Source organism: Luteipulveratus halotolerans (genome assembly GCF_001247745.1).
Taxonomy (GTDB): Bacteria; Actinomycetota; Actinomycetes; order Actinomycetales; family Dermatophilaceae; genus Luteipulveratus; species Luteipulveratus halotolerans.
In genome coordinates this window covers 3,653,743-3,678,025 of the sequence record NZ_LAIR01000002.1, presented here as the reverse complement: position 1 = coordinate 3,678,025, position 24,283 = coordinate 3,653,743, and the positions used below count along the sequence as shown (strand labels likewise).

The window sequence follows — 24,283 nt, the reverse complement described above, 5'->3', positions numbered from 1 at the left end:
TCACAGGAGAACTCGCATGTCCGACAAGCCCTCCGTCCTGTTCGTGTGCGTCCACAACGCCGGCCGGTCGCAGATGGCCGCCGGCTTCCTGCAGCACCTGTCCGGCGGCGCCGTCGAGGTGCGCTCGGCCGGGTCCGAGCCTGCCGATCAGGTCAACCCGTCCGCGGTCGAGGCGATGCGGGAGGTCGGCATCGACATCACTGCCGAGACGCCGAAGGTGCTCACGACCGAGGCCGTGCAGGCCAGCGACGTCGTCATCACGATGGGCTGCGGCGACACCTGCCCGTTCTACCCGGGCAAGCGCTACGAGGACTGGGTCCTGGAGGACCCCGCCGGCAAGGGTGTCGAGGCCGTGCGCCCGATCCGCGACGAGATCCGCGGCCGCGTCGTGGCTCTGATCGAGTCGCTCGACGTCCCGGTGCAGGAACAGCCCTGACGTAGAACGTCCGCGCCACGATCGCCCTGGCCGCGCGGCCTCACCACCGTCCTCACATCAGTCGGCGCAGCACCCGGGCGCCGACCCGACGGCCCAGACGGTTGCCGACGCGCCAGGCGGTGCCGACCGGCGTACGCCGCAGGTCCTCCTGCCGCGACCGGTCGAGGGCGCTGCGGTCGAACGAGCCGTGACAGCCGTGGTCGCCGGGTGCGGGGTCCCAGAGGTTGCCGCCGGGTGGGCGCTCGCGGTCGGTCTGCTGGCTGTCGACGCCGGTGCTCCCGAGCAGCAGGTCCATCGAGCCGGGCAGGAACCTGTCGGCGACCAGGGTGCGCGTGGTCGTGAACGACACCTCGACCGCGCGCTCGCCGGTGCGGGCGGCGTACTGCACGGCTCGGGCCGCGACCTCGGGCTGATAGATCGGGGGCACCGGCATCGGCGCCTGGTCGAGCAGGTTCGCGCACATGTCGAACTGGGGCGTGTTCATCGCGGGCAGGTTGACCTCGCTCACCGTGACCGCGCTGTGCTCGTGCAGCAAGTCGGCGCGCAGCGAGTCGCACAGGCCCTGGACCGCGTGCTTGCCCGAGCAGTACGCCGACTGCAGCGGGATCCCTCGGTACGCCAGTGCGCTGCCGACCTGGATGATGCGGCCGCGGTCGCGAGGACGCATGTGCCGCAACGCTGCTCGCGTCCCGTGGGCCGTGCCGCCGAGCACGACGTCGACGACCCGGTCGAAGTCGTCGGCAGGGACGTCGGCGAACGTGCCGAGCACCGTGACCATCGCGTCGTTCACCCAGACACCGATGGCGCCGAGCTCGCGTTCGACCCGGTCGGCTGCCTCGTCGACGGCGTGCTGGTCGGTGACGTCCACCCGGAGCGCCAGGGCCGGTACGCCGGCCGCCCGCAGCTCGTGCAGCGTGGCGTCGAGTGCGTCCTGCCCGCGCGCGAGGACCGCCACGGGGTGGCCGTCGCGGGCGAACGCGCGGGCACAGGCACGACCGACACCGGACGTGCCCCCGGTGATCACGACGGTGTCCTTCACGGCGACCTCCATCGGCTCGGACCTGGATGCGTGAGGCGGGCGTGCGCGAGTGCTGCCCGCGCGGCGTTCGAGCCGCAGGCGCCGTGCACCCCGCCACCCGGGTGGGCGGCCGCCGACGCGAGGTAGAGACCCGCGACGGGCGTCTCGGCCCGACCGAGTCCGGGGACGGGGCGGAGCACCAGCTGCTGGTGCAGCGACGACGTGCCGCCGTTGATCGCGCCGTCGACGAGGTTGGCGTCACGTGCCTCCAGATCGGGCGGCGTGAGCACGCGTCGCGCCCGGACGTGTCGCGCGAGGTCGGGTGCGTGCTCGGCGATGCGCTCCTCGATCCGATCGGCGAGGTGCTCGCCCGCACGAGCTCCCCACGAACGCCCTCGGGGCACGTGGGTGTACGCCCACAACGACTCACCGCCCGTCGGCGCGCGGGAGGCGTCCGCGGCGGCCATCTGACCCATCACGAGGTAGGGCCGGCGGGGCAGGTGACCGGCGCGGATCTCGACGCGCGAGCGCTCCACCTCGGCGACCGAGTCGAGCAGGTGCACCGTGCCCGGCGTCTGCGGTGGCGGGTCCGTCCAGGGCACGGGTGCGTCGAGGGCCCAGTCGACCTTGACGGTCGCCGGGTCCCACTCGAAGCCGCGCATCGAGCGCCACAGCGACGTCGGCAGGTCGTCCCAGCCGACGAGCCCGCCGTACAGCGCGGGTGCGCTGACGTCGGCGAGGACCGCCCGCCGCGCCGGCACCGTCTCGTCGGTGCTCGTGCGTACGCCGACCGCCCGCCCCTGCCGGACGACCACGGACTCGACCGGTGTCGACGTACGCAGGACGCCGCCGTGAGCGCGCAGGCGGTCGGTCAGGGCCTGCGAGAGGGCGCCGGCGCCGCCGCGAGGGACCGGGAAGCCGAGCTGCTGGCCGAGCATGACCAGCAGCCAGCCCATCAGGCCCGAGCCCGGCGCGGACATCGGGATGTCGGCGTGCCCCGCGTTGCCGGCGAGCAGCAGGCCGGGCGCGCGCCCGCCGAACGTCGACTCCGCGAGGTCCCACGCCGGCGCCACCAGGCGGCGTACCAGCTGTCGTCCTCCGTTTCGGGCGAACGGACCCGCGAGGGACAGGCCTGCGCGGACCGGAGGGAAGGGGCTGAGCAGGGCGCGGATCATGCCGTCGCCGACGGCATCCCACTGCTCGCACCACCGCAGCCACGCCCTGCCGTCGCCGGCGTGCTGCCGTTCCATCTCGTCGGCCGTGCGCTCCCGGTCGCGGTGCAGCATCGCCCAGCCGCCCTCGGCGTACGGCGTGCCGACGACCGCCGGGGCGTGCTCCCACACCAGCCCGTACGACTCCAGGTCGAAGCCGCGGATGACCGGCGACGCCGCGGCGAGCGGGTAGAAGGAGCTGAACGTGTCGTGCACGTACGCCGGGTGGACCGAGCGGTCGCTGTGCACGGCGCCACCGGGCTCGGGCTGGGCCTCGAGGACGACGACGTCCCAGCCGGCGTCGACCAGCAGGTTGGCGGCGACGAGGCCGTTGGGACCGGCGCCGACGACGACGGCGTCAGGCGAGCTCACGGTCGACCTCCCGCAGCCAGAGTCGGCCGTACGGCGCCAGCGCGAGAGCGAGGCGTCCGTCATGGACCCGGTGGCGCTCACCGGTCAGCGCATCGACGAGCACGTCCTGCGCGCCGAGCCGAGGGGGTACCGGGATGTCGACGAGCGTGTCCTCGTCGCCGAAGTGGTGGACGAACAACGTCCAGGCGCGACCGTGCACCAGCGCATGAGCCAGCACGCTCTCGGCGTCGTGCTCGACGATCACCGGGTCGCCCCACCCGACCTCGTGGCTGCTGCGCCGCAGCCGGATCAGGCGCCGGACGTCGGACAGCAACGAGCTCGGATCCTGTTGCTGCATCAGGACATTCACGTAGTCGGGCCCGTACGTGCCGGTGACCACCGGACGCGCGAGGTGCTCGGCCTCGGCCGTCGAGAAGCCGCCGTTCGGCCCCGGAGCCCACTGCATCGGCGTACGCACGGGCATGCGGTCCGGCAGGCTCAGGTCGTCGCCCATGCCGATCTCGTCGCCGTAGTAGAGCACCAGTGCGCCGGGCATCGACATCAGCAGCGAGTACGCCAGCCGCAGACGTGCCGGGTCGCCGTCCAGCAGCGGAGCCAGTCGGCGGCGAACTCCTCTGCCGTAAATACGCATTCGCGGGTCCGGGGCGAACTTCGCGAACACCTCGTCCTGCTCCTGTGGCGTCAGCCGGTCGATCGTCAGCTCGTCGTGGCTGCGCAGGAACGTCGCGAACTGGTTCATCGGCCCGAGGCTGAGTCGCTCGCCGAGAGCGCGCTCCAACGGACCGGCGTCGCTGCGGGCAAGAGCGAGGTACGTCGCCTGCATCAGCCCGAAGTCGAACTGCATCGTGAGCGCGTCGCCGCTGCTGCCGCCGAAGTAGGTGCGCATCGTCGGGTAGTCGAGGTTGACCTCGCCGAGCAGCATCGCGTCCGGCCGCACCCGGAGGGCGAGCTCGCGCAGCTGCCGCAGGTAGGGCCGCGGGTCGGTGCCCGCGCCGTCGGCGCCCTTGGCGAACAGGAACGGCACCGAGTCGATGCGGAACCCGGCGACCCCACACCGCAGCCAGCGCACCATCGCTGAGGCGATCTCGTTGCGTACCAACGGGTTTCCGAGGTTGAGGTCGGCCTGGTGCCGGTAGAAGTGGTGCAGGTAGTACGCGCCGGCGACGTCGTCGTACTCCCACACCGACGACTCGACCCCCGGGACGACGAGGTCGCCCGGGTCCTCCGGCGCGGGCTCGTCACGCCACACGTAGAAGTCGCGGTAGCGGCTGGCCGGGTCGCGCCGGGCCTGGACGAACCACGGGTGGTCGACCGAGGTGTGGTTGATGACGAGGTCGAGCACGACGCGGATCCCGCGGGCCGCCGCGGCACGCGTGAGGTCGCGCAGGTCCGAGACCGTGCCCAGACGCGGGTCGACCCCGAACAGCGCGGTCACGTCGTACCCGTCGTCACGGTCGGCCGTGGGAGCCAACGGCAGCAGCCACAAGCAGGTCACTCCCAGGTCGTGCAGGTGGTCGAGGCGGCGCGTCATGCCGGGCAGGTCGCCCTGCCCGTCGCCGTCGCTGTCCTGGAACGTCTGGACGTCGGCGCAGTAGATGACCGCGTCCTTCCACCAGGTGTCCGTCGTGGCACCTCCTGGGCGAGGCGCGGGCGCACTGCCCCGGGAGCCTTCGCGGGATGTCACGGTCACCTCGTCAGCCATGCAGTCGGACTACCCGGTCCTACGGCGGTGACACGTCCGACGGTTCGGCGGACGCCGCCCCGGGTAGGTGGTGCTCCGACCGAAGGGAGACTCATGAGCACTGAGACCAGCATCGGCACCGTCTACGTCACCGGAGGTGCGAGCGGGCTCGGCGCGGCGCTCGCCGCCGCCGTCGAGAAGCGCGGCGGCCGGCCCGCCGTCCTGGACCGACAGCCCCCTGAGAGCCCTCATCCGTACGAGCAGGTCGACCTCGCGGACAGCGCCGCTGCAGAGCAGGCGGTCGAGCGCCTCGTCGACCGCGTCGGGCCGCCGGACGCCGTGATCACCGCAGCCGGCACCGACGCCTGCGGCGGCCTCGGAACGGTGCCCGCCGAGCAGTGGGAGCACGTCGTGGCGGTCAACCTCTTCGGGACCGTCGCCGTGATCCGGGCCGCCCTGCCTCACCTGCAGCGGCGTCACGGCCGGGTCATCACCGTGGGTTCCTCGCTGGGGCTGCGCCCGGCGGGCGACGCCACGGCGTACTGCTCCTCCAAGTACGCGATCGTGGGCTTCACCCGGGCGCTGGCGATGGAGCTGGCCGGCACGGTCGGGGTGACCATGCTCGTGCCCGCGGGGATGCGGACGCACTTCTTCGACGGGCGGGACGAGCAGTACCGCCCCGCGGACGACGCACCGCTGATGGACCCGGCCGACGTGGCCGAGACCGCGATGTGCGTCCTGGTCCAGCCGCCCGGCACCGAGGTGCGCGAGCTGGTCATGACGGCCTCGGAGGAGCCGTCGTGGCCATGAGACGGCGCGCCCTGGTGCTGCGCGCCCTCGGCCTCGGCGACGCCTTGACCGCAGTGGCCGCGCTGCGGGGGCTGCGGAGGCTGCTGCCCGAGCACGAGATCGTCCTCGCAGGCCCCGAGGACGTCGGTGGCTGGCTGGCCGACCTCCGCGTGGTCGACCGGGTCCTGCCCATCGCAGGGCTGTCGACCGCCCTCGCCTGGTCGGGTCCGGCGCCCGAGGTCGCGGTCAACCTGCATGGGCGCGGCCCGGAGAGCCATCGCCGCCTGCAGACGCTGCGTCCGCACCGGATGATCGGCTTCGCCAACGGCGCGGCGGGCTTCTCGTGCGGTCCGGCCTGGCCCGGCGGGTTGCACGAGGTCGACCGCTGGTGCTTCCTGATGCGTTCTAGCGGTGTGGCGTGCTCGCCGCAGGACCTGCGCCTGCCCGTCCGCACCCGCCCGTCGGCGCGCCCGTACGTGCTGATCCACCCGGGCGCCTCGGCTGCCGCGCGTCGCTGGCCGGTGCACCGGTGGCACGCGGTCGTCCGGGCGATCACCCGGCACACCGAGGTCCGCGTGACCGGCACGTGGGGCGAGCGCCGGCTGGGACGCGACGTGACTCAGGGGCTGCGCGGCGCCCATGACCTGTGCGGACGGCTCGACGTCAGCGGTCTCGCCGCTCAGGTCGCCGGCGCCACCGCCGTCCTGAGCACCGACACCGGCATCGCCCACCTGGCGACGGCACTGGGGACACCGTCGGTCACGCTGTTCGGCCCGACCAGCCCCGTCCGGTGGGGTCCGAGCATCGACACCGCACGGCACCTCGTGCTCTGGCGCGAGGACGTGCCGACGCTCGCCGACCCGCACGCGATCTGCATCGACCCGCGGCTCGACGCGGTCGGCGTACCCGAGGTGCTGCAGGCGCTCGGTCAGGTCACCCGGCGACCGTCGAGCCGCGCCGCCGTGTCGTCGTAGCGGCCCGACGACGCTCCTCCAGCACCGCCAGCCGGCGGTCCAGCTCCGGGTCGACGACCGACCGCTCACGCACGATCCACGGGACCGCCGCAGCAGCCATCGCGAGCCCACGGACCACGGCCCAGCGTGAGCGGGTGCTGCGCGCGACGAACCAGGTCCACGACAGCGCCCGGCGCCACGGCCGGTGCAGCCACGCGGTGACCACCGTGTTGCGTACGCCGTAGTGCCGCAGGTGCGGGGCGCTCGCGCCGCTCGGGTGATGGTGCACGACGACTGCCGGGTTGTAGCGCATCTGCCAGCCGAGGCGGGCGAGCGGGACCGCGAGCGTCTCCTCCTCACCGCCGATGAAGAACCGCGCGTCGTAGCCACCCGCCTCCAGGAACGCAGCACGGCGTACGACGACGGCACCGGCCATGAACCCCAGCAGCACCGGCCCCGGGATGCCGTCGTGGTCGGGCAGCGGCGACTGCTCCATCTCGGCGCTGATCGGGTCGAGACGTTCCTGCTCACCGACGACGATGCGGGCGTTGACGAGACCCAGCGACGGGTGCGCGTCGAGCAGGGCGGCGGCTCGTGCCAACGATCCTTCGGCGTACCACTCGTCGTTCGCAGAACGCGACGTACGGCGTCCCGGCCAGACGCGCTCCGTCGTTGCGGGCCGCGGCGCCGATGTTGCGGCCCGCAGCACGCGACGGACGTCGTACGCCGCGAGCACCTGCGGCGTCCGGTCGCGCGACCCGTTGTCGACGACGATCAACGGCACGCCGTGCGCGATCAGCCGCTCCAGCACCGGGGCGAGCCGGTCGGCGCAGTCGTGGGTCAGCAGGACGAGCGTGACGCGCTGCTCCGGGGCCGTCACGGCCGCGGCTCGCGAACCACGATCCGACCCGCGTCCCACTCGACCCGCTCGACGTCGTCCCAGCCGACCGGCCGGGCGTGCCGGTGCACGGCGGTGACGATCCGGCGTACGACGGCCGGGCCGGACAGCTCGGGCGTGCTGTAGCCGAGAGTCGACCCGAGGGTGCGTGAGCCGACCAGCAGGCCGGTGACTCGCATGGGCCCGAGCACGTCGGTGCCCGCGTCGGTCGTGCTGGCCTGGACGTCGGTCACTCGTCCGAGCGGTCGACCGTGCTCGTCGGCGACCGACATCTGCAGCAGGTCGCCGACGGTGTGCACGTCGTCGCGCCGCGGGTCGACGCCCTCGGCGGACCACTCGTCGAGCGCCCATGCCGGCGGCTCGGTGGCCGGTTCGGGCCGGGCGTCACCGCGCGCGCCGGGGATGCGCGAGACGACGTGGTCGCGCAGCCAGTTCTCCAGCCCGAACGAGTCGAGGAGCACGTCACGCGCCGCCTGAGTCACCCGGACGTCGGAGCCGAGGCCGGTCACCTCGGTCAGGGGTACGACGGCCGGTCGCGGCGTCGGCGGCGCGCTGAAGCGGCGCCACACGGCACCCCACCACTGACCCAGCAGCCCGGGGTAGCGGCGTGCCAGCGCGCCCGGCCCGCTGATCACCGCGATCACGTGGAGCCGGCCGCCGTCGTCGGTCCGCAGCAGCAGGTCGTCGACCTTGCCGATCAGCCAGCCCTCGGGTCCGACCAGCTGGTGGTCGAGCAGCCGGATGACGACGCTCGTGTCGGCCTGCGTCACGGAGTGGTCCATCACTGACCGGCTTTCGTGAGGAGGATGAGCGGGATCGCGGCGAGCGACGCGGCGAGGACCGGGACGAGCAGGACGGTCGCCAGGACGTTGGCGAGGCGACCGTTGGCGTGCTCGCCCATGTAGGTGCGGTCGTTGGCGACGATGAGGATCGGGATGTAGGTCAGGGGCAGCGCGAGGGCGCTGAACACCACCGAGTACTCCGTCAGCATGATCGGGTCGACCGTGGTCAGCAGGGTGCCCGCCCCGCCGATGCAGCACATCAGCAGGACCATGTGGAAGCGCGCTGCCCGCAGCGGCTCGACGTACTTGCCCCACTGCCACCCGAAGTACTGGCACACGCTGTAGCCCACCGACAGCCCGGTCTCACAGGCCGCACCGAACGTCGCGGCGAAGAACCCGAGCAGTGCGACCGCGACGCCCAGCTTGCCGAGCCCGACCGCCACGGGGAGTACGGTCTGCGCGAGCGAGTCGGCCTGGACCGACATCGGCAGCAGCACCACCGTCGAGGTCGCCATGATCGACGCCGACAGCGCGGCGCCCAGCGGGAAGCCAAGCAGCACGTTGGCGCGCATCGTGCCGAGGTCCTTGGTCGACCACTTCTCCTCCACGCCGCCGGAGGAGAAGAAGAACACCTCGTACGGCGTCATCGTCGCGCCGAAGATCGCGACGGCGTAGAAGAGGTAGGTGGCCGCGCCCTCGGCGCGAGGCATCGTCGGCCCGCTCGCCTGCTGCCACAGCGAGCCCCAGTCGGGCGACAGCTGCCACAGGGCGACCGCGAAGACGATGAGCGCGAGGCCGTCGAGCCCGAACGCGTTCTCCAGGACGGCGAACTTGACCCGCCAGAACACCAGCCACAGCGCCGCCGCGACGACCGGGATCCACAGGTAGGGGTTGACGCTGGTCGCGAGCTGGAGGGCGAGCGCGACACCGCCGATCTCCGGCGCAGAACGTCAGCAGCGTCACGCCCGTCGACGCGATCAGGTTGACCAGTCCGACGCGCGGTCCGAACCGCTCACGCACCAGGTCGAACGTCGCGCGCCCGCTCACGGCGGCGACCCGGCCGCTCATCTCGGCGAAGACGCAGATCGAGACGGTGCCGAGCACGATCACCCACAGCAACGACATGCCGAACCGCGAGCCGACGACCGCCGAGGTGACGATGTCGCCGATGTCGACGAAGCCGCCGATCGCGGTCATCACCCCGAGAGCGAGGCCGAGGAACCGCTTCATCCGAGGTCGTCCTGGGTCTTGTGCAGCGCCGCCAGCGCCGCGGTCAGGTCCTTCAGGGCCTGGCGCAGAGCAGGCTCGTCGTCGCGGCGCGTGGCGATCCGCGCATCGGCGATCGCGTCCTCCGCGTCGCCGAGCTGACCGCCCACGAGGTCGCGCAGTGCGTCGTCGGAGGCGTGCGGCGGCTGCACCTTGCCGAAGCTGTCCTCGATGGGCCCCATCGCGTCCTCGGCGTCACTCAGCGCGGTGTCACTCACCGGGCCGGTCAGACGGCCGTGCAACGTCTGGCGTACGACGAGGACCGCGGTGCTCGTCTCGGAGATGCCCGACTCGACGGCTCCGCGGGCGTTCTGCCGGAAGGCACCGGAGTCCGGTGCGGGCGTCACGCACCCGCCCGTGAGCAGCACCGCCGTGAGGACGACGAGCCCGGCACGGCGACTCATCGCCGTCTCCGCAGCACGACGAACGCGAGCAGGCCGACGAGCGCGACCAGCTCCAGCCAGCCGATGGCCAGTGGCCACCCTTCGATCACGCGCACCTCCGGAGCCGACGGCGTACCTCTCGTGGCTGTCCGGTACCCGTGCGTTCCGCGGCCAAACCGCTTCAACGTGGCGCGCGCGGGTAGCCCCGTGGCGAGGAGGACACATGAGGAGTCACACCGACAGCCCGGGAGCGCAGCAGTGGGTGCCCGACCGTCCGACCCACGCTGGGCTTCGCCGGGCTGCGCAGCAGTGCCGGGGCTGTGACCTGTACGAGGACGCGACGCAGGCCGTGATGGGCGACGGTCCCGTACCCGCACCGGTCATGCTGATCGGCGAGCAGCCCGGCGACCAGGAGGACCGGCAGGGCCACCCCTTCGTGGGCCCCGCCGGCCGCCTGCTGGACGAGGCTCTCGAGCGCGCCGACATCGAGCCCGGGTCGGTCTACCGCACCAACGTGGTGAAGCACTTCCGGTTCACGATGCCGACGCCCGGCACACGTCGGCTGCACCGGTCGCCGGCCGGGTGGCAGGTGTCGGCGTGCCTGCCGTGGCTGCAGACCGAGATCGACCTGGTGCGCCCCGAGGCCGTCGTCGTGCTCGGTGCGACGGCGGGCAAGGCGGTCTACGGCAGCCGCTTCACCGTGGCGGCGGCGCGCGGCCGGACACTGGAGTGGCCCGACGAGCCGAGGGTCGCGTACCCGCCGGCCCGGGTGCACGTCACGGTCCATCCGTCGGCCGTCCTGCGCTCGCGCGACCGCGACGCGGACCTGCGCGCGTTCGTGGCCGACCTGGTCCGCGTCCGCGAGGGCCTGGGCCACGGTTGAGGGAGCGGCGCATGAACGCGCAGGCAGGGGGTAGCGCCTCCACGACATCCCCCAGGAGAGGAGACCCACGATGCCCGCCGAGAAGGAGATGCCCGCCACGATCCGTCGTTCGCCCGAGAAGGCGCAGCGGACCTGGTCGGAGGCACACGACTCAGCCGTCGAGGAGTACGGCGAGGGTGAGCGCGCGCACCGGACGGCGTTCGCAGCGCTCAAGCACGGCTTCGAGAAGGTCGGCGACCACTGGGAGGCCAAGAGCAGCAAGGGGCCGAGTGACCGTCAGGCGGCGAAGTCGGGTCGCGCGGCCCGCCAGGACGGTGAGACCGCCGAGGGCGTCGACGCCAACGCGTCCAGGGAGCACCTGTACGACGTCGCCAAGCGCCTCAAGGTCTCGGGCCGTTCGAGCATGACCAAGGACGAGCTGGTCGAGGCCATCCAGCGCGCGAACGACCAGGCGTCGCGCAAGGCACGCTCCTAACCGCCCGCGAGCAGCGCGATGAGCTCGCGCTCGACCCGGCGTCGTACGGCGGACGACATCGCGCCGGAGCGGTCGCAGGTCGGGCGGACGGTGCGGCCCTGGCGGTACGCCTCCAGCACCCGCGGGTCGACGTAGCTGTCGCGCGCGACCGCCTCGGTGTCGCCCAGGGAGTCCGCGGCGGCCCGGACCGCATCGCGGATCGCCGCGTCGGCCGCGTCGCTCTCGTCCGTCCTGACGCCGCTCCGGGCGAGGGACTGGGCGGCGGTCACGGTGGCCGCCCAGGTGCGCAGGTCCTTGACGGTGAACTCCGGCCCGACCAGGTGCTCGAACCGGGTCGACACCAGGTCCGCAGTCACGTCGTGCACGCCGTCGACCTCCCGGAACCGCATCAGGTGCTCGCCCGACCCGCCGGAACTTCTCGGCGTCGCGCTGCGCCCGCCAGCGTGGGTGGTAGATGTACTGCGTCCGGCCCGCGTCGTCGACGCCGGTCGCGAGCAGGTGGGCGTCCGGGTCGGCGCAGATCCACACGTCGCGCCATGCGGGCGGGATCGCGAGCTGCTCCAGACGTTGCCGAGCGGCCGCGTCGACCGGCGTACCCGACGGGTCGACGTAGGAGAACCCGCGTCCTCGTCGTCGTCGCGTCAGGCCGGGTTCGTCCGGACTGCTGTGCCGCATGCCGGTCATTCGTTGCGCCCCGCGAACGTCCGCAGCGCGCGACGCAGGTTGAGGGCGATGGCGAGGACGTGCTGTCGCTGCTCGCGCCCGTCGTCGCGGTCGGACTCGGCCCGGTCGACGAGGCGGGCGATGTCGGCCTCGATCGCCTCGGTCCGGCGCGAGCGCGGCCCGATGTAGTCGGGTTCGGCGAGCGCGCCGGCGGCCGCGCGTGCGGCCGCTGCGGCCAGGTCGGTGGTGGGGCTGCGCCGCAGGGCCGGGGTCTCGGCCCGGTCGAACTCCATGACCTCGATGCTCAGGTCCTCGACCAGCCAGGCCACGCGCTCCAGCGCCTCAGCGGCCGGGATCGTGCTGTCCTCGACGGGCTGCCAGCGCCTGCTCCGGGCGCGGGGGTTGCCCCGACGGGCTCGACGTGCCCGTTCGACGGTGTAGCGCAGACGCTCGCGCGGCGACGACAGGTCGCGCAGGATGTCGCGCCACTCGGCGAGGGTCGGGCTCTCGTGGCGCTCGAGGGCATCGGCGACGGCGACGAGCTGGCGTACGAGCGTGACCCGCAGGTCCTCCATCGCCCGGTCGACGTCGTACAACGCCAGAGGAGGGAAGACGACGTAGGTCACGACGAGGCCGATCGCGGCGCCGAGCGCGATCTGGCAGACGTACGACAGCACGAACCCGTCCGTGTCGCCGCCGCTGGCCGTGAGCACGAACAGCGCTGCGAGGGGCACCCACGAGCTCTGGTCGCCCAGCCGTGGGACGGCGCGCAGCAGGGTGCCCAGGCCGATCACCAGCGCGACCGTGACGGCGTTGGGCGTCGCCAGCAGCAGCGCGGGTACGGCGACGGCCGAGCCGAGGACGACCGCGGCGAGGGTACGCAGCGCCTCCTTGGTCGAGTCGCTGACCGTGAGGTACATGACGGTGAAGGCGCCCAGCGGCGCGTAGTACGCGTACTGACCGACGGGCGACGGCAGGTGGGAGCCGATCGCCCAGGCGATGCCCGACGCGAGAGCCGACTTCACGGCCAGGGCGAGCAGCGGGCGACGTACCGCTCGGCGCGCGGCCGACGGCAGCGCGGCGTACTGCGTCGTCAGGGCGTGGGTACCGGTCACTGCGCGCTCGTTACCCGAGAGCGGGCCCGCGCAAACGGACCAGGATCAGGAGTGGCTGCCGTCACCCGGCAGAGCGCGCGTCTCGACGAGCTGCTCGGCCACCTCGCGCAGCTTGATGTTGTGGTCCTGGGAGTAGCGGCGCAGGACGTCGAAGGCCTGGTCGCCGGTGAGCCCGTGCCGCTCCATCAGGATGCCCTGCGCCTGGCCGATCAGCTTGCGTGCGTCGAGCGCGGTCCGCAGCCCTTCCTGGGTCTGCGCCGACTCGATGGCGATCGCGGCGTGGCGGGTGAAGATGCTCGCGTAGGCGATGTCGTCGGACGTGATCGCGTGGGGTTCGCGCCAGAACAGGTTGAGCGAGCCGACCCGGCGTCCGTCCACGCCGGCGAGAGAGCTCGCGAGCGCGCCGTGGATGCCGAGCTCGACCGCGCGCGGTGCCCAGCGGGGCCACCGCGTCTCGCGGGACATGTCCGGCGTCACGAACGCGTCCTGGAACTCGGCGCTGTCATGGCAGGGGCCTTCGTCGAGCTCGACCTGCAGCGCGTCGGCACGCGCGACGATCGGGTCGCTCGGCGCCACCGTCTCCAGCCGACCGCCCTTGCGTACGAGCGTGACCCCGCCGTAGTCGGCGCCGAGCTCACGGCAGGCGAACGCCACGACCTGCTCGGCGGTGGTGACCGATGTCGGCGCCGCGTGCAGGTCTTCGGCGAGGTCCGCCACATCGTTGGCCTGGGCGTTGTCGGACATGACGGCCTCCTGTGCGGGTAGGGACGACTCACGACCGCGCCACGGAGGACGCGGCACCAGAGTGCCACGGAAGCGCTGACGCGGCTACGCCCGCTCGACGTCGTTGTGAACACTGCCCGCACCGGGTGGATCACGGCTGAGAAGTGTTGTGCGCCAACGGGATTCGTCTGACAGGGGCGAGCCGGTCCACCCTCTTCGACGTTCCACCCCTTGTGCCGGTGTCGGCTCTGTGCTCTCCTGATGAGAGCAACGCCAGCTCGAGCAGCGTGGTTGGCATGAGCCTGATCTCCGGATTGCGAGATGCCCATGCCTGCTCTCATGCGCACAGCCCTCGAACCCGACACTGATGCCGAGCGACTCCTCGCCGAGGCGGTCGCGGACGACGACCCGATCCGTGCCGCCCAGCTGCGCGAGCAGGTCGTCACCAGCCACCGCCGCGTCGCGATCAGCCTGGCCCGTCGTTTCGCCCATCGCGGCATCGAGCCGGAGGACCTGGAACAGGTTGCGCTCCTCGGGCTCGTCCTCGCCGCCCGGCGTTACCGTCCCGACCGGGGGCCGGGCTTCCTCGCGTACGCCGTGCCCACGATCACCGGTGAGATCAAACGTCACTTCCGCGACCACGGATGGGCCGTACGCCCACCGCGCGCCCTGCAGGAGACGCACCGTGACGTCCGGGTCGCCTGTGCCGAGCTGGAGCAGACACTGGGTCGCGAGCCCACGGTGGCCGAGATCTCCGAGGCGGTGGGCGAGGACCGCGCCGTGGTCCGCGACGCCCAGCGGGTCGACGGCCAGTACCGCTCGGTGTCGCTGGACCGCCCGCCGGGCCCGGCGACGACCGTGCCGCTCGGTGAGACCTTGGCCTCCGACCGCACCGAGCACGACCTCGCCGACGTCGAGGCCGTCGTGTCGCTGCGTCCCGCCCTGCGGAGCCTCAGCGACCGGGAGCGGACGCTGCTGCGGCTGCGCTTCGTGGACAACCTGACCCAGCGCGAGATCGGTCGACGGATCGGGGTGAGCCAGATGCAGGTCTCGCGGCTGCTCGGCGCGGTCCTGCGTCGGCTCCGACGCGAGATGGGCGACGACGGTGCTGCTGCGGTCGCTGGGTGAGCGGAGGTCGCCACCACGACGTCAGGCAGCGACCGGTCAGGACGCATTGCCGTGCGGTCGGTGCGCCTGGTGCGGGCCGGTGTCGTCGAGCGTGACGAAACCGCGGTCCATCCGGCGCACGTCTCCTCGGCCCGGCCGGAGGCTGAGCGCGATCATGCCGGCACCGAGCCCGAGGTGCAGCCAGCTGTCGGCGTCGTTGACCGGGACGATGTTGGCCGCGCTGTCGTGGTCGATGACCATCCCGTAGGCCCACAGCGCCAGGTAGATCGCACCGCCGCCCAGCAGGTAGGTACGTGCACCGGCAGCGCTGCGAGGCGCAGCGGCGTCATCGTCGTACGGTCCCTCGCATCTCGGGTAGCTCTGACCATGTCACTCATCTCCAGGTGTCGTGGTCGGCTGCGACCGGGTCGTCGCTGCCTCAGGTTGGCTGGGGTACCCGCGCCAGGAGCGGGCAAACCGCACGCGGCAGGCGCTGTCGGCGCCGCCGTGGTCGACGCCACCCGACCGTCCGCTCGTGTCGTTTCGGCTCTCGGGACGACGGGTAGGTGCGGTGCCTCATCCACAAGGAGGTGGCGTCATGTCAGACGCACTGGACGATGCCTGGAGCTCGGTGGCGGAGTTCGTCCCGAAGCTGGTGGCGTTCCTGGTCATCCTGATCATCGGGCTGATCATCGCGAAGATGATCGGAAAGGCCCTCGACAAGGTCCTCGAGCGTGTCGGGTTCGACCGGGCGGTCGAGCGCGGCGGCGTGAAGAAGGCACTGGAGAAGTCGCAGTACGACGCCAGTGACGTCGTCAGCAAGCTCGTCTACTACGCCCTCGCACTGTTCGTGCTGCAGATGGCGTTCGGGGTGTTCGGCCCCAATCCGATCAGTGAGCTGCTGACGAGCGTGATCGCGTTCATCCCCAAGCTGATCGTCGCGATCGTGATCGTGATCGTGGCCTCGGCGATCGCCGTCGCGGTCAAGGGGCTGATCCAGAACACCCTCGGCGGCCTGTCCTACGGGAGGGTGCTGGCCACCATCGCCAGCATCTTCATCCTCGGGCTCGGCGTCATCGCCGCCCTGGAGCAGATCGACGTCGCCACCGCGGTCACCACGCCGGTGCTGGTCGCGGTCCTGGCCACGCTGGCCGGTGTGCTCGTCGTCGGCGTCGGCGGTGGTCTCATCAAGCCGATGCAGAGCCGGTGGGAGTCCTACCTGTCGAGAGCTGAGCAGGAGGCGCCGCTGATCCGGCAGCAGGTCCAGGCCGCGCCGGGAGTGCGGCAGCAGGCCCAGCAGGCCATGTCGACCATGCGGCAGCAGGACGGTCCCGATCACGCCGCCCACGGGCCTGCGCGGCCCGACCAGCCGTACGACCAGGGCGCCCATCAGGTCCCCCAGCCCGGCCCCGGCCACTGGGAGCAGCCCGCCCCCGGGTCGCGGCGCACCGACGGAGGAGGTGGCACCCCATGAGCGTCACCCGGCGGGACGTCGAGCGCAGGCCTCGTAGCGCTCGCCGAGCCCGACCGTCCTGAGTCCGCGCGGGCCCTCGCCCGCGCCCGCGAACCCTCCGTCGTCGGCCCGTCTAGCGGCGGCGGAGGCTCGGGGCCCTGGCCGTGAATCTCTTCGGTGCTCAGCGCATCTCACGGCCAGGGCCCTCGACGGCTGAGCACAGCAGGGCCGCATCGTGTGCGTCCGCGGAACGCTCGCCACGGTCGATGCCAGGACCCGGCCACGGCGGCCTCTCAGCCGAGGGCGACGACCAGGTCGCGGACGACGGCCGGGTCGGCCAGCCGGTCGCCGTACGCCTCGCGGATCTGACCCATCCGGTAGCGGACGGTCTGCGGGTGCACGTGCAGGTCGGCGGCCACCGCGTCGCGGCGGCCCTGGTGCAGCAGCCACGACCGCAACGTCTCGGCCAGCCGCTCGGCGGTGGCCGGGGTGTGCTCGGCCAGCGGCGCCAGCGCCTGCGCGCGCAGGTCGGCGCGTGCGGCCGGGTCGCTGCGCACGATCAGGTCGGCCAGGTGCCGGTCGGTGTCGACCGGCGCGTCTGTGGCCAGCCCGGACTCCGAGGCGCGCAACGCCCTCGCGTACGACTCCGCCGCCTGAGTCCACGGCCGCGCCGGGCCGACGAGCGCGGGCCGGTCCTCCAGAGCCCGCAGCAGGTGGCGTCGCCCCGGGCCGCCGGCGTCGGGCACCAGGAGCACGGAGGAGCCGTCGACCGTCTCGTCGGCAGCGCGCAGGACGGCGCTGCCGATGCGACTGATCAGTGCGCTGAGCCGGTCCGACGGCAGCAGGACCGCGGTCAGGGTGCCGGCCGGGGTCCACTCGGCGCGCTCGGCCAGCGTCGTGAGCGTCTCCTCGTCGCGTCCGGCGAGCAGCGCGGTGACGAGCCGTTCGCGGCGGCGTTCGCGCAGTCGTCCCTCCGCGGCGAGCTCGTCGGCGTGCCCGGCGACGCTGGCGGCCGACAACCCGTCGATGTAGGCGAAGACAAGCTCGGCGAACCGCGCCAGGCTCGACGCGTCGAGGCCGCGTTCGACGGCGACGGCGGACAGGTCGCGCCAGGCCTCGCGCGCCCCGACCCGGTACGCCGCGAGGAGCGCGTCCATCGTCCGCCCGCTGCGCGCCTCGCCCTGGCCCAGGTCGTACGCACCGTCGAGGGCGGGTCGCACCGGCGTCGCCGGATCGCCCTTCCGGCCCCGCGGCGGCCAGGCGCAGGAACCCGCCGAGCGCGACGCGGACCGCCTGCTCGATCGTCTCGCCCATCTCGCCGGCCAGCGCCCCCGCATAGCTCGGGACGCCGTCGATGACGGCCGCCACGACGCGCTCACCGACCGCCGGCAGCTGCGCGCCCAGCGCATCGACGACAGCGGCGGGCAGGTCGAGACCCTGGGGTGTCGCCGCACTCGGAGTCGTCATGTTGTTCGCTCCGCACAAAGATGAGGGATGAGTTCACGTCGTCCGGGCAAGATCTTAGCCGTCTAGGCCATCAGGTTGGAGTCATGACCTCAGCCCCAGCCCGTACGACGGCCGCTGCGCCGCCCGCCGCGCCGGCCCCGTGGCGGCGTCGTGCGTTCGCCGTCGTCAAGGCGGCCACGACGCCGTTGCTGCCCGAGGACTACGTCGACCTGATCGACCCGCTGCGCTCGCGCACCCAGCTGCGTGGCCGCGTCGTCGCCGTCACGCCCGAGACCGCCGATGCCGTGACCGTCACGATCCGGCCCGGCCGCGGCTGGCGTGGTCACGTGCCCGGCCAGTACCTCCGGGTCGGGGTCGACGTCGACGGCGTACGCCTGTGGCGGGCGTACTCGATCACGTCGGGTCCGCGCACCGACGGCTGTGTCGAGATCACGGTCAAGGCGATCAGCGGCGGCGCCGTGAGCACCCACCTCGTGCGCTCGCTCCGCGTCGGCCAGGTCGTCCAGATGGAGCAGGCCGACGGCGAGTTCGTACTGCCTCCAACGCTTCCCGGCAAGATGCTGCTCGTCACGGGCGGCTCCGGGATCACGCCGGTCATGGGTATCCTGCGCCACACGGTCGACCGCCTCGATGACGTCGTCCTGCTGCACTCGGCGCCGCGACCCGAGGACGTGATCTTCGCCGACGAGCTGCGCGCGCTCGCCGCCGACGGCCGGATCTCGTTGCAGGAGAGGCACACCGACGTGCACGGCATGCTCGACACCGCCGAGCTCGACGCTCTCGTGCCCGACTGGCGCGAGCGTGAGACGTTCGCCTGCGGCCCGGCCGCCATGCTCGACGCACTCGAATCCCATTGGGCCGCAAGCGAACTCGCCGACCGACTCACCATCGAGCAGTTCCGCCCTGCGCTGGCCGCGACGGGTGAGGGCGGCACGGTGCACTTCACCGGACTCGACCGTGACGTCGACTGCTCCGGGTCGAGCCCCATCCTCGACGCTGGCGAGGAGGCCGGCGTCCTCATGCCGTCCGGCTGCCGCATGGGCATCTGCTTCGGCTGCGTGCTGCCCCTGCGCGAAGGATCCGTCCGCGACCTGCGTACCGGCGAGGTGACCACGGCCTCACCCGGTGACGGCGTCCTCGTCCAGACCTGCATCTCGGCGGCCGCCGGCCGCTGCGACATCGACCTCTAGCAATCCGCTGGTTGAGCCGGGTCGAGGCGCTAGCCGAGACCCGTGTCGAAACCAGGTGACACAAGGGAGAGTCTCCCCGGATCTCACCTGGTTTCGACTCGGTCCTCCGCTAGCGCTCCGGACCGGCTCAACCAGCGGGAACGACGAAAGGACGCACCATGACTGCTCTGCAGAAGAAGGACCACAACCCGATCGCGCACCTGACGCGCGAGGACATCGAGAGCCTCGGCCGCGAGCTCGACGCGGTCCGCGCCAGCGTGATCGAGACCCGCGGGGCCCGAGACACGGCGTACATCCGTCGTGTCATCAAGGTCCAGCGCGGCCTCGAGATCGCTTCTCGGGCAACGCTTCTCGCGTCGCGGTGGAAGCCGGCGTTCGTCGTCGGCACCGTCGGCCTGACCGTCTCGAAGGTGCTCGAGAACATGGAGATCGGCCACAACGTCATGCACGGCCAGTGGGACTGGATGCGTGACCCGAAGATCCACTCGACCACCTGGGAGTGGGACAACGCCTCGCCGGCCGACCTGTGGAAGCACAGCCACAACGAGCTGCACCACACCTACACCAACGTGCTCGGCCGCGACAACGACCTCGGCTACGGCATCATGCGCGTCGACGAGGACCAGAAGTGGGTGCCGTTCTACCTCGGCCAGCCTGCCTGGAACTTCATCAACGCCTGCTTCTTCGAGTACGGCATCGCGGCGTACGACCTCGAGCTCGGCAAGTACTTCGCCGGTCGCAAGGACAAGGCGGTCTTCAAGCGTGACGCGACCAAGGTGCTCAACAAGATCCGAGCCCAGGTCACGAAGGACTACGTCGTCCACCCGGGTCTGGCGCTGCTGACCGGCTCTGCCCGCCGCACCCTCGCGGCCAACTTCACGGCCAACCTCGCGCGCAACCTGTGGACGCACTCGGTCATCATGTGCGGCCACTTCCCCGAGGGCGTCGAGACGTTCACCAAGACGTCGATCGACGGTGAGACCCGCGGCGACTGGTACCTGCGCCAGATGATCGGCTCGGCCAACATCAGCGGCTCGAAGGCGATGCACATCGCGACGGGCAACCTGTCGTACCAGATCGAGCACCACTTGTTCCCCGACCTGCCGAGCAACCGCTACCAGGAGATCGCGCCCCAGGTACGCGACATCTGCGAGCGCTACGGCCTGCAGTACACCTCGGGCTCGCTGCCCCGGCAGGTCGCGTCGGCGTGGGGCAAGGTCATCCGCCTGTCGCTGCCCAACCACCTCGCCGCGAGGCTGCACCGGCCGCGCCGTCGTACGCCGGTCGCGCCCACCGCGCTGCCGTCACGGATCGTTGCGGTGGCCGACGGGCGCGCCGCCTGAGGCATGCCCGGCGGGTCGCGGGTGCGGCCGGTCACGTTCGGCGATCTCACGGGCAAGGTCACGATCCCGGACGACTTCGACGACTGGACCGAGCAGGACGAGCGGGACTGGTTCGGGTCGTGAGGCTCCTTCTCGACACCCACGTGCTGCTGTGGGTGCGTGTCGACTCACCGCACCTGCCGCGTCAGTTCCGAGACGCGATCGCAGCGCCCGACAACATCAAGCTCGTGTCAGCGATCTCGCTCGCGGAGCGCACGCCTAGCGTTGCGTGAGGTCAGGCGGCACGCAGAGAGACCAGGGCATTCTGCAAACCCGTCAGGGCGTCTGCGCTCGACGCGGCTCGCCAGTCGCGCTCCTTGCAGATGTCGAACAGCGAGACCGCCTCGACCGCCGGCAGCTGCGCGACGGTGGCCGCCATGTCGGTCCACCAGCGCCCCTTCGACTGACCGGCGGGGGCGGTGACCGCGTTGCAGGTGCTCGCCGGGTCGGCGCAACCGATCTCGCAGATCCACAGCGGCTTGTCCGGTGCGAGCGCCGTGAGCCGTGCGTACTGCGCGCTGTAGATGTCGGCGAAGCTGCGCCAGGTGAAGATGCCGCCGGTGCCCCAGTTGTACCCGTCCAGGCCGAGCACGTCGACGTACGCCGACCCCGGCCAGATGCGTTTGACCGGCGTCGTCCCGGCGTACGTGTCGGTCGTCGGGTTGAGCACCCAGCGCACGTTGGTGACGCCCTCGGCGCGGAAGACCCCGACGACGTGACGCCATGCGGCGACGAACGCGGCGTACCCGGTGGGGTAGCCGTCGGTGGGCGCGCTCGTGGGCTGGAACGGCTGCCAGTCCCCGTTCATCTCGGCCCAGGGGCGGAGCGCGACCGGGCTGCCGAAGGCGCGGACCGCGCGCGCGACCGACCGCAGGTAGCGGTCGCCCTTGCCTCGGGCCCAGTACCCGTACGAGCGCCAGTCGAGGTACCACGCGACGAGCAGCGTGCGGCCGGCCGCGAGCTGCTTCTCGAGAGGCCCGGGCCACACGTCGCCCTGCCCGCGGTAGATCGAGGCGATCCCCAGCGGCTGGTGCAGCCGGGTCGCGAGGGCGTCGAGCCGAGCGGGTGAGGCGTCCATGCCGTCGGTGTACGCGCCGAAGGTCACCGTCCGCGTGAACGCCGGCTCGACGGGCTCGGCAGGCGCGACGCGCGGTCGGTGCGGGCCGTGGCCGCCACGGTCCGCGGCGGCCGATCCCTGGGTGGCGAGCAGACCGAAGGCGCTGCCCATTCCGGCGGTGAGGACCGTACGACGGCGAGGGCGTCCGCTCATGTACTCAGAGTCGGGCGCAACCACCTCGCGTGTCCATGGTGGGGAGCCGTTACGGGTGAAGTCTTGACCGTGACTCTGCCGCGCTCCGCTGGTCGAAGCGAGCCCCGACGCCGCTGGCCGAGTAGGGGACCGCGGGTCGAGTAGGCGACCCGAACCGCTGGTCGAGTGGGCGACCCGAACCGCTGGTCGAGTAGGCGACCCGAACCGCTGGTCGAGTAGGCGAGCCCCCCGGGCGAGCCGTATCGAGACCTCCGTCGCCGCGGGGGTGGAGTCTCCCCGTGTGGCGCCGGGTCTCGATACGCCCTCCGCTGGCGCTCCGGGCTACTCGACCAGCGGGTAGGGCTACTCGACCGGCGGTGTCGGCGTGCCGCAGGGCGAGGCGGCACACCCTTCGTGAGGAACGTCAACACCGTTGCGCTCGACCGTCAACGACGTTGACGTTGTTCACACACCCCTCCTCGACCTGCGACACGAACCGCTGGTCGAGTAGGCCGCTGGTCGAGTAGGCGGCCGAACCGCTGGTCGAGTAGGCGAGCCCCCCCGGGCGAGCCGTATCGAGACCTCCGTAGCCGCGGGGGTGGAGTCTCCCGGCGTGGCACCGGGTCTCGATACGCCCTCCGCTAGCGCGACGCAGCTCGGCCAGCAAGACATGGCACGTCAACGCCGGGGACCTCACCAACCCGTTGATCGAGGCGTTTGTCGCCGAGTTCGTGACGCCGATCGAGCAGCGCACGCTCAGCCGCATCACGATGAGCCTGAGCCCGCAGGAGATCGACGAGTTCCGCGACCGGATGGGCGACCTGGTCGACGAGTTCCGGCAGCGGCCGCGTCACCCGGACGCCCGGCCGTGGGGTGTCTTCATCGCGATCCATCCCGGCCGTCGTACGCCGACCAGCGCCGATGGCGCGGCCGACGCCGACCGCTAGTCAGTACCTGCCCCGGACGGCGGGTTTCACGGGCACGCCGGTCGCGAAGGTGCCGTGAAACCGACCTGAAAGTGGTGCGCCCTAATTTCCTTCGCAGATCAATGCATCCCCGTCTGCCCGAAGGAGGCAACCATGACGGACACCCTCACCGCGACGACACCGTCGCCCACCCGAACCTACGGGTCGCTGCGCGCGGCCTGGATCCCACTGGCCGCGCTGTGCCTGGCGTTCTTCGTCGAGATGGTCGACAACACGCTGCTGTCGATCGCCCTGCCCACCATCGGTCGCGACCTCGGCAGCGGTACGACGTCGCTGCAGTGGGTGACCGGTGCGTACTCGTTGACGTTCGGCGGGCTGCTGCTGACCGCCGGCTCGGTCGCCGACCGGTTCGGACGACGGCGGGTGCTGCTGGTCGGACTCGCGATGCTGCGCAACGGCACCGTGCGCGGTGCCCTGATCGCGCAGGTCGCGACGTCGATCGCGATGGCTGCGGTGATGTTCGGGCTGATCCTGCACTTCCAGTACGCCTACGGCTGGAGCCCCGTCCGCGCCGGCCTCGCCAACTGCCGATGATCGCCACGATGCTGCTGGCGACGCCGCTGTCGGAGTGGCTGGGCAAGCAGTTCGGCCACCGCGTCGCGTGCCTCGTCGGCGCGGTCTGCCTCGCCGCCTCGCTGGTCGGGATGTCGTGGGGTGTGTCGCACGGCTACCTGGCGATCGCGGTCTCGATGGTCCTGATGACGATCGGTCTGCGTACGGTCATGACGATCTGCGCAGTGGCACTCGTCGACGCGATGCCCGCCAATCGCACCTCGATGGGCGCCGCGCTCAACGACACCGCCCAGGAGGTCGGGACGAGCGTCGGCACCGCCGTCGTCGGCACCTTGATCGCCGTCTTGGTGACCACGTCGCTCCCCGCCGGAGCGTGGAGCGATGCCCTCGTGTCGTCGTTCTTCCACGGTGAGCGCGTGACGTACGCCGTCCTCGCCGGGGTCGTCGGCGCGCTCGGCCTGCTCGGAGCCCGCTCGCTCACCGATTCGCACGACGTCGAGGAGGCCCACTGAGGGCGTGCCGCACCCCGCGCGGGGCCGCACCCCGCGCGGGGCCTCACCCCGCGTACAAGAACCAGGTTCTTGTGGTCAGCTCTCGAGGTCGGACTTGAGGCGGGCGAGCGTACGACGGATGTTGCCCGCCTGGAACTCGTGGAACCGTCGGCCGCCGGTCACCACCTTGTCGAAGCGGGCGGCGCGGGCGTCGGGCCACGAGGCGCGGTCGTCCTGCCACGTCTCGGTGACCTTCGTCCGACCGGGGCCGACCTCTTCGAAGGTGTACTCCCAGGTCGCGATGGGTGCCTTCAGCAGCGGGCGGACGACACCGATCTTGTGGACGCGGAACGCGAAACGCTCGCCCGGGTCGGCGGCGGTGACCGTGCACGAGGTCGACCACCGGGCCGGGCCGCGGCGGTTGCGTCCGACGAACTCGTCGCCGACCGACAGGGGGCCGCGTGCGTCGTCGCGGGTGCCGAGGTTCTCCGGGCTCCACCGACGCATGTTGCTGGGGTCGGCGATCTCGCGGTAGATCGCGGCCGGCTCGGCGGCGATCTCGATGCTGTCGGACACGCGCATGGGACGAGGCATCGTGCGAGCGTCGCACATCGTCGGAGTCCGTGCCGGGTCATCTCAGCGCGACGTCGCTGCGCGCGAGGGCGTGGTGGCTGGGATGGGTGTCAGGGCGGGCGTCGGGCTCTGGGGGTCGGACACCACTTCGGCGGGCAGTGTGCGCTGGTTCGCGTGGTGAGCCACGAACGCAGCTGGCCCACCACACGAACCACTGCACACTG

The 24,283-nt window shown here is 72.0% G+C and carries 26 protein-coding genes and 3 pseudogenes; 13 read left to right on the top strand and 16 right to left on the bottom strand.

Annotation, left to right across the window (positions count from 1 at the left end; genetic code table 11):
- Positions 1-16: 16 nt before the first annotated feature.
- Positions 17-436 carry an arsenate reductase ArsC gene (locus VV01_RS18530; RefSeq protein ID WP_050671185.1) on the top strand — a complete coding sequence of 140 codons (420 nt, stop codon included), beginning with the start codon at positions 17-19 and terminating at the stop codon, positions 434-436.
- Positions 437-488: 52 nt separating this feature from the next.
- Here VV01_RS18530 and VV01_RS18525 read toward each other — a convergent pair whose 3' ends face one another.
- Genes VV01_RS18525 through VV01_RS18515 form a run of 3 tightly spaced genes read right to left on the bottom strand, consistent with a single transcriptional unit; the run spans position 489 to position 4,739 of the window.
- Positions 489-1,487, bottom strand: a complete 999-nt coding sequence (locus VV01_RS18525; protein WP_050671184.1) for an SDR family oxidoreductase — start codon at positions 1,485-1,487, stop codon at positions 489-491.
- Positions 1,472-3,037, bottom strand: a complete 1,566-nt coding sequence (locus VV01_RS18520; protein WP_050672025.1) for a phytoene desaturase family protein — start codon at positions 3,035-3,037, stop codon at positions 1,472-1,474. The genes VV01_RS18525 and VV01_RS18520 overlap by 16 nt, the downstream gene beginning before the upstream one ends.
- Positions 3,024-4,739, bottom strand: coding sequence for an alpha-amylase family protein (locus VV01_RS18515; protein WP_082221091.1), 1,716 nt, complete (start codon positions 4,737-4,739; stop codon positions 3,024-3,026). Before VV01_RS18515 ends, VV01_RS18520 begins: the two co-directional genes overlap by 14 nt.
- A 93-nt stretch (positions 4,740-4,832) precedes the next feature.
- Here VV01_RS18515 and VV01_RS18510 point away from each other — a divergent pair, with 93 nt between their 5' ends.
- Both VV01_RS18510 and VV01_RS18505 read left to right on the top strand, forming a co-directional pair.
- Complete coding sequence (locus VV01_RS18510) at positions 4,833-5,528, top strand: SDR family oxidoreductase (protein WP_050671183.1); 696 nt, start codon at positions 4,833-4,835, stop codon at positions 5,526-5,528.
- A complete protein-coding gene (locus VV01_RS18505; protein WP_050672023.1) occupies positions 5,525-6,481 on the top strand; it encodes a glycosyltransferase family 9 protein in 957 nt (318 codons plus the stop codon). The genes VV01_RS18510 and VV01_RS18505 overlap by 4 nt, the downstream gene beginning before the upstream one ends.
- Here the strand turns inward: VV01_RS18505 and VV01_RS18500 are convergent.
- The 5 genes and pseudogenes from VV01_RS18500 to VV01_RS18485 all read right to left on the bottom strand — a co-directional run bounded on the left by VV01_RS18500 (position 6,441) and on the right by VV01_RS18485 (position 9,810).
- A complete protein-coding gene (locus VV01_RS18500) occupies positions 6,441-7,340 on the bottom strand; it encodes a glycosyltransferase family 2 protein (protein WP_157508922.1) in 900 nt (299 codons plus the stop codon). The two genes, VV01_RS18505 and VV01_RS18500, sit on opposite strands and share 41 nt — an antisense overlap.
- Positions 7,337-8,128, bottom strand: coding sequence for a hypothetical protein (locus tag VV01_RS18495; protein WP_157508921.1), 792 nt, complete (start codon positions 8,126-8,128; stop codon positions 7,337-7,339). The genes VV01_RS18500 and VV01_RS18495 overlap by 4 nt, the downstream gene beginning before the upstream one ends.
- Positions 8,129-8,139: 11 nt before the next feature.
- Positions 8,140-9,024 (bottom strand): NRAMP family divalent metal transporter, encoded by an 885-nt coding sequence (locus VV01_RS18490; RefSeq protein WP_331456477.1) that lies wholly within the window; start codon positions 9,022-9,024, stop codon positions 8,140-8,142.
- Positions 9,025-9,157: 133 nt separating this feature from the next.
- Positions 9,158-9,265 (bottom strand): annotated as a pseudogene (locus VV01_RS24815) (hypothetical protein); the annotation flags it as partial.
- A 101-nt stretch (positions 9,266-9,366) separates the two neighbouring features.
- Positions 9,367-9,810, bottom strand: a complete 444-nt coding sequence (locus VV01_RS18485) for a hypothetical protein (protein ID WP_050671180.1) — start codon at positions 9,808-9,810, stop codon at positions 9,367-9,369.
- A gap of 202 nt (positions 9,811-10,012) precedes the next feature.
- Between VV01_RS18485 and VV01_RS18480 the strand changes: the two genes are divergently transcribed.
- Both VV01_RS18480 and VV01_RS18475 read left to right on the top strand, forming a co-directional pair.
- The gene (locus tag VV01_RS18480) at positions 10,013-10,672 is read left to right on the top strand and encodes a UdgX family uracil-DNA binding protein (RefSeq protein WP_050671179.1); all 660 of its coding nucleotides are present in this window, start codon (positions 10,013-10,015) and stop codon (positions 10,670-10,672) included.
- A gap of 70 nt (positions 10,673-10,742) precedes the next feature.
- Entirely contained in the window at positions 10,743-11,147 is a 405-nt protein-coding gene (locus tag VV01_RS18475) for a ChaB family protein (RefSeq protein WP_050671178.1), read from the top strand.
- On the opposite strand, the gene VV01_RS24000 is transcribed toward VV01_RS18475, so the two are convergent.
- The 4 genes and pseudogenes from VV01_RS24000 to VV01_RS24490 all read right to left on the bottom strand — a co-directional run bounded on the left by VV01_RS24000 (position 11,144) and on the right by VV01_RS24490 (position 13,669).
- A complete protein-coding gene (locus VV01_RS24000) occupies positions 11,144-11,536 on the bottom strand; it encodes a site-specific integrase (RefSeq protein WP_050671177.1) in 393 nt (130 codons plus the stop codon). The genes VV01_RS18475 and VV01_RS24000 overlap by 4 nt on opposite strands.
- A 148-nt stretch (positions 11,537-11,684) precedes the next feature.
- Positions 11,685-11,822, bottom strand: a pseudogene (locus tag VV01_RS24810) (DNA topoisomerase IB); the annotation flags it as partial.
- 5 nt (positions 11,823-11,827) lie between these two features.
- The gene (locus VV01_RS18465; RefSeq protein ID WP_050671176.1) at positions 11,828-12,925 is read right to left on the bottom strand and encodes an FUSC family protein; all 1,098 of its coding nucleotides are present in this window, start codon (positions 12,923-12,925) and stop codon (positions 11,828-11,830) included.
- Between the two features lie 45 nt (positions 12,926-12,970).
- Positions 12,971-13,669, bottom strand: a complete 699-nt coding sequence (locus tag VV01_RS24490) for a GAF and ANTAR domain-containing protein (protein ID WP_050671175.1) — start codon at positions 13,667-13,669, stop codon at positions 12,971-12,973.
- 306 nt (positions 13,670-13,975) lie between these two features.
- On the opposite strand from VV01_RS24490, the gene VV01_RS18455 reads away from it, so the two are divergent.
- Positions 13,976-14,776 (top strand): sigma-70 family RNA polymerase sigma factor, encoded by an 801-nt coding sequence (locus tag VV01_RS18455; protein WP_231635276.1) that lies wholly within the window; start codon positions 13,976-13,978, stop codon positions 14,774-14,776.
- 36 nt (positions 14,777-14,812) lie between these two features.
- Here VV01_RS18455 and VV01_RS22915 read toward each other — a convergent pair.
- Positions 14,813-15,082, bottom strand: a pseudogene (locus tag VV01_RS22915) (DUF4383 domain-containing protein); the annotation flags it as partial.
- 271 nt (positions 15,083-15,353) lie between these two features.
- On the opposite strand from VV01_RS22915, the gene VV01_RS18445 reads away from it, so the two are divergent.
- Positions 15,354-16,229, top strand: coding sequence for a mechanosensitive ion channel family protein (locus VV01_RS18445; protein WP_050671172.1), 876 nt, complete (start codon positions 15,354-15,356; stop codon positions 16,227-16,229).
- Between the two features lie 272 nt (positions 16,230-16,501).
- Here the strand turns inward: VV01_RS18445 and VV01_RS18440 are convergent, their stop codons facing one another.
- Complete coding sequence (locus VV01_RS18440; protein WP_231635275.1) at positions 16,502-17,428, bottom strand: PucR family transcriptional regulator; 927 nt, start codon at positions 17,426-17,428, stop codon at positions 16,502-16,504.
- A gap of 330 nt (positions 17,429-17,758) precedes the next feature.
- Between VV01_RS18440 and VV01_RS18435 the strand changes: the two genes are divergently transcribed.
- From VV01_RS18435 to VV01_RS23470, 3 genes are all read left to right on the top strand, one after another.
- Positions 17,759-18,865 carry a ferredoxin reductase gene (locus tag VV01_RS18435; protein ID WP_050671171.1) on the top strand — a complete coding sequence of 369 codons (1,107 nt, stop codon included), beginning with the start codon at positions 17,759-17,761 and terminating at the stop codon, positions 18,863-18,865.
- Between the two features lie 158 nt (positions 18,866-19,023).
- Entirely contained in the window at positions 19,024-20,208 is a 1,185-nt protein-coding gene (locus tag VV01_RS18430) for a fatty acid desaturase family protein (protein ID WP_050671170.1), read from the top strand.
- Positions 20,209-20,327: 119 nt separating this feature from the next.
- Complete coding sequence (locus VV01_RS23470; RefSeq protein WP_157508920.1) at positions 20,328-20,480, top strand: PIN domain-containing protein; 153 nt, start codon at positions 20,328-20,330, stop codon at positions 20,478-20,480.
- A gap of 2 nt (positions 20,481-20,482) precedes the next feature.
- Here the strand turns inward: VV01_RS23470 and VV01_RS18425 are convergent, their stop codons facing one another.
- Positions 20,483-21,517, bottom strand: a complete 1,035-nt coding sequence (locus VV01_RS18425) for a glycoside hydrolase family 26 protein (protein WP_157508919.1) — start codon at positions 21,515-21,517, stop codon at positions 20,483-20,485.
- A 683-nt stretch (positions 21,518-22,200) separates the two neighbouring features.
- Here VV01_RS18425 and VV01_RS18420 point away from each other — a divergent pair.
- The 3 genes from VV01_RS18420 to VV01_RS24960 all read left to right on the top strand — a co-directional run bounded on the left by VV01_RS18420 (position 22,201) and on the right by VV01_RS24960 (position 23,507).
- Complete coding sequence (locus tag VV01_RS18420; protein ID WP_050671168.1) at positions 22,201-22,443, top strand: hypothetical protein; 243 nt, start codon at positions 22,201-22,203, stop codon at positions 22,441-22,443.
- Positions 22,444-22,575: 132 nt separating this feature from the next.
- Positions 22,576-23,016, top strand: coding sequence for an MFS transporter (locus VV01_RS24965; protein WP_407942926.1), 441 nt, complete (start codon positions 22,576-22,578; stop codon positions 23,014-23,016).
- A complete protein-coding gene (locus tag VV01_RS24960; protein WP_407942925.1) occupies positions 23,013-23,507 on the top strand; it encodes an MFS transporter in 495 nt (164 codons plus the stop codon). Before VV01_RS24965 ends, VV01_RS24960 begins: the two co-directional genes overlap by 4 nt.
- Positions 23,508-23,582: 75 nt before the next feature.
- On the opposite strand, the gene VV01_RS18410 is transcribed toward VV01_RS24960, so the two are convergent.
- Complete coding sequence (locus tag VV01_RS18410) at positions 23,583-24,080, bottom strand: SRPBCC family protein (RefSeq protein ID WP_050672022.1); 498 nt, start codon at positions 24,078-24,080, stop codon at positions 23,583-23,585.
- Between the last annotated feature and the right edge of the window lie 203 nt (positions 24,081-24,283).

Excerpts from the sequence above, each read along its gene's own strand:
- VV01_RS18515 (WP_082221091.1), bottom strand. The coding sequence starts at position 4,739 with ATGGCTGACGAGGTGACCGTGACATCCCGCGAAGGCTCCCGGGGCAGT.
- VV01_RS24960 (WP_407942925.1), top strand. The coding sequence starts at position 23,013 with ATGATCGCCACGATGCTGCTGGCGACGCCGCTGTCGGAGTGGCTGGGC.
- VV01_RS18510 (WP_050671183.1), top strand. The coding sequence starts at position 4,833 with ATGAGCACTGAGACCAGCATCGGCACCGTCTACGTCACCGGAGGTGCG.
- VV01_RS18410 (WP_050672022.1), bottom strand. The coding sequence starts at position 24,080 with ATGCCTCGTCCCATGCGCGTGTCCGACAGCATCGAGATCGCCGCCGAG.
- VV01_RS18445 (WP_050671172.1), top strand. The coding sequence starts at position 15,354 with ATGTCAGACGCACTGGACGATGCCTGGAGCTCGGTGGCGGAGTTCGTC.
- VV01_RS18430 (WP_050671170.1), top strand. The coding sequence starts at position 19,024 with ATGACTGCTCTGCAGAAGAAGGACCACAACCCGATCGCGCACCTGACG.
- VV01_RS24490 (WP_050671175.1), bottom strand. The coding sequence starts at position 13,669 with ATGTCCGACAACGCCCAGGCCAACGATGTGGCGGACCTCGCCGAAGAC.
- VV01_RS18505 (WP_050672023.1), top strand. The coding sequence starts at position 5,525 with ATGAGACGGCGCGCCCTGGTGCTGCGCGCCCTCGGCCTCGGCGACGCC.
- VV01_RS18530 (WP_050671185.1), top strand. The coding sequence starts at position 17 with ATGTCCGACAAGCCCTCCGTCCTGTTCGTGTGCGTCCACAACGCCGGC.
- VV01_RS18425 (WP_157508919.1), bottom strand. The coding sequence starts at position 21,517 with ATGAGCGGACGCCCTCGCCGTCGTACGGTCCTCACCGCCGGAATGGGC.
- VV01_RS18475 (WP_050671178.1), top strand. The coding sequence starts at position 10,743 with ATGCCCGCCGAGAAGGAGATGCCCGCCACGATCCGTCGTTCGCCCGAG.
- VV01_RS18455 (WP_231635276.1), top strand. The coding sequence starts at position 13,976 with ATGCCTGCTCTCATGCGCACAGCCCTCGAACCCGACACTGATGCCGAG.
- VV01_RS24965 (WP_407942926.1), top strand. The coding sequence starts at position 22,576 with ATGACGGACACCCTCACCGCGACGACACCGTCGCCCACCCGAACCTAC.
- VV01_RS24000 (WP_050671177.1), bottom strand. The coding sequence starts at position 11,536 with ATGCGGTTCCGGGAGGTCGACGGCGTGCACGACGTGACTGCGGACCTG.
- VV01_RS18485 (WP_050671180.1), bottom strand. The coding sequence starts at position 9,810 with ATGAGTCGCCGTGCCGGGCTCGTCGTCCTCACGGCGGTGCTGCTCACG.
- VV01_RS18435 (WP_050671171.1), top strand. The coding sequence starts at position 17,759 with ATGACCTCAGCCCCAGCCCGTACGACGGCCGCTGCGCCGCCCGCCGCG.
- VV01_RS18525 (WP_050671184.1), bottom strand. The coding sequence starts at position 1,487 with ATGGAGGTCGCCGTGAAGGACACCGTCGTGATCACCGGGGGCACGTCC.
- VV01_RS18480 (WP_050671179.1), top strand. The coding sequence starts at position 10,013 with ATGAGGAGTCACACCGACAGCCCGGGAGCGCAGCAGTGGGTGCCCGAC.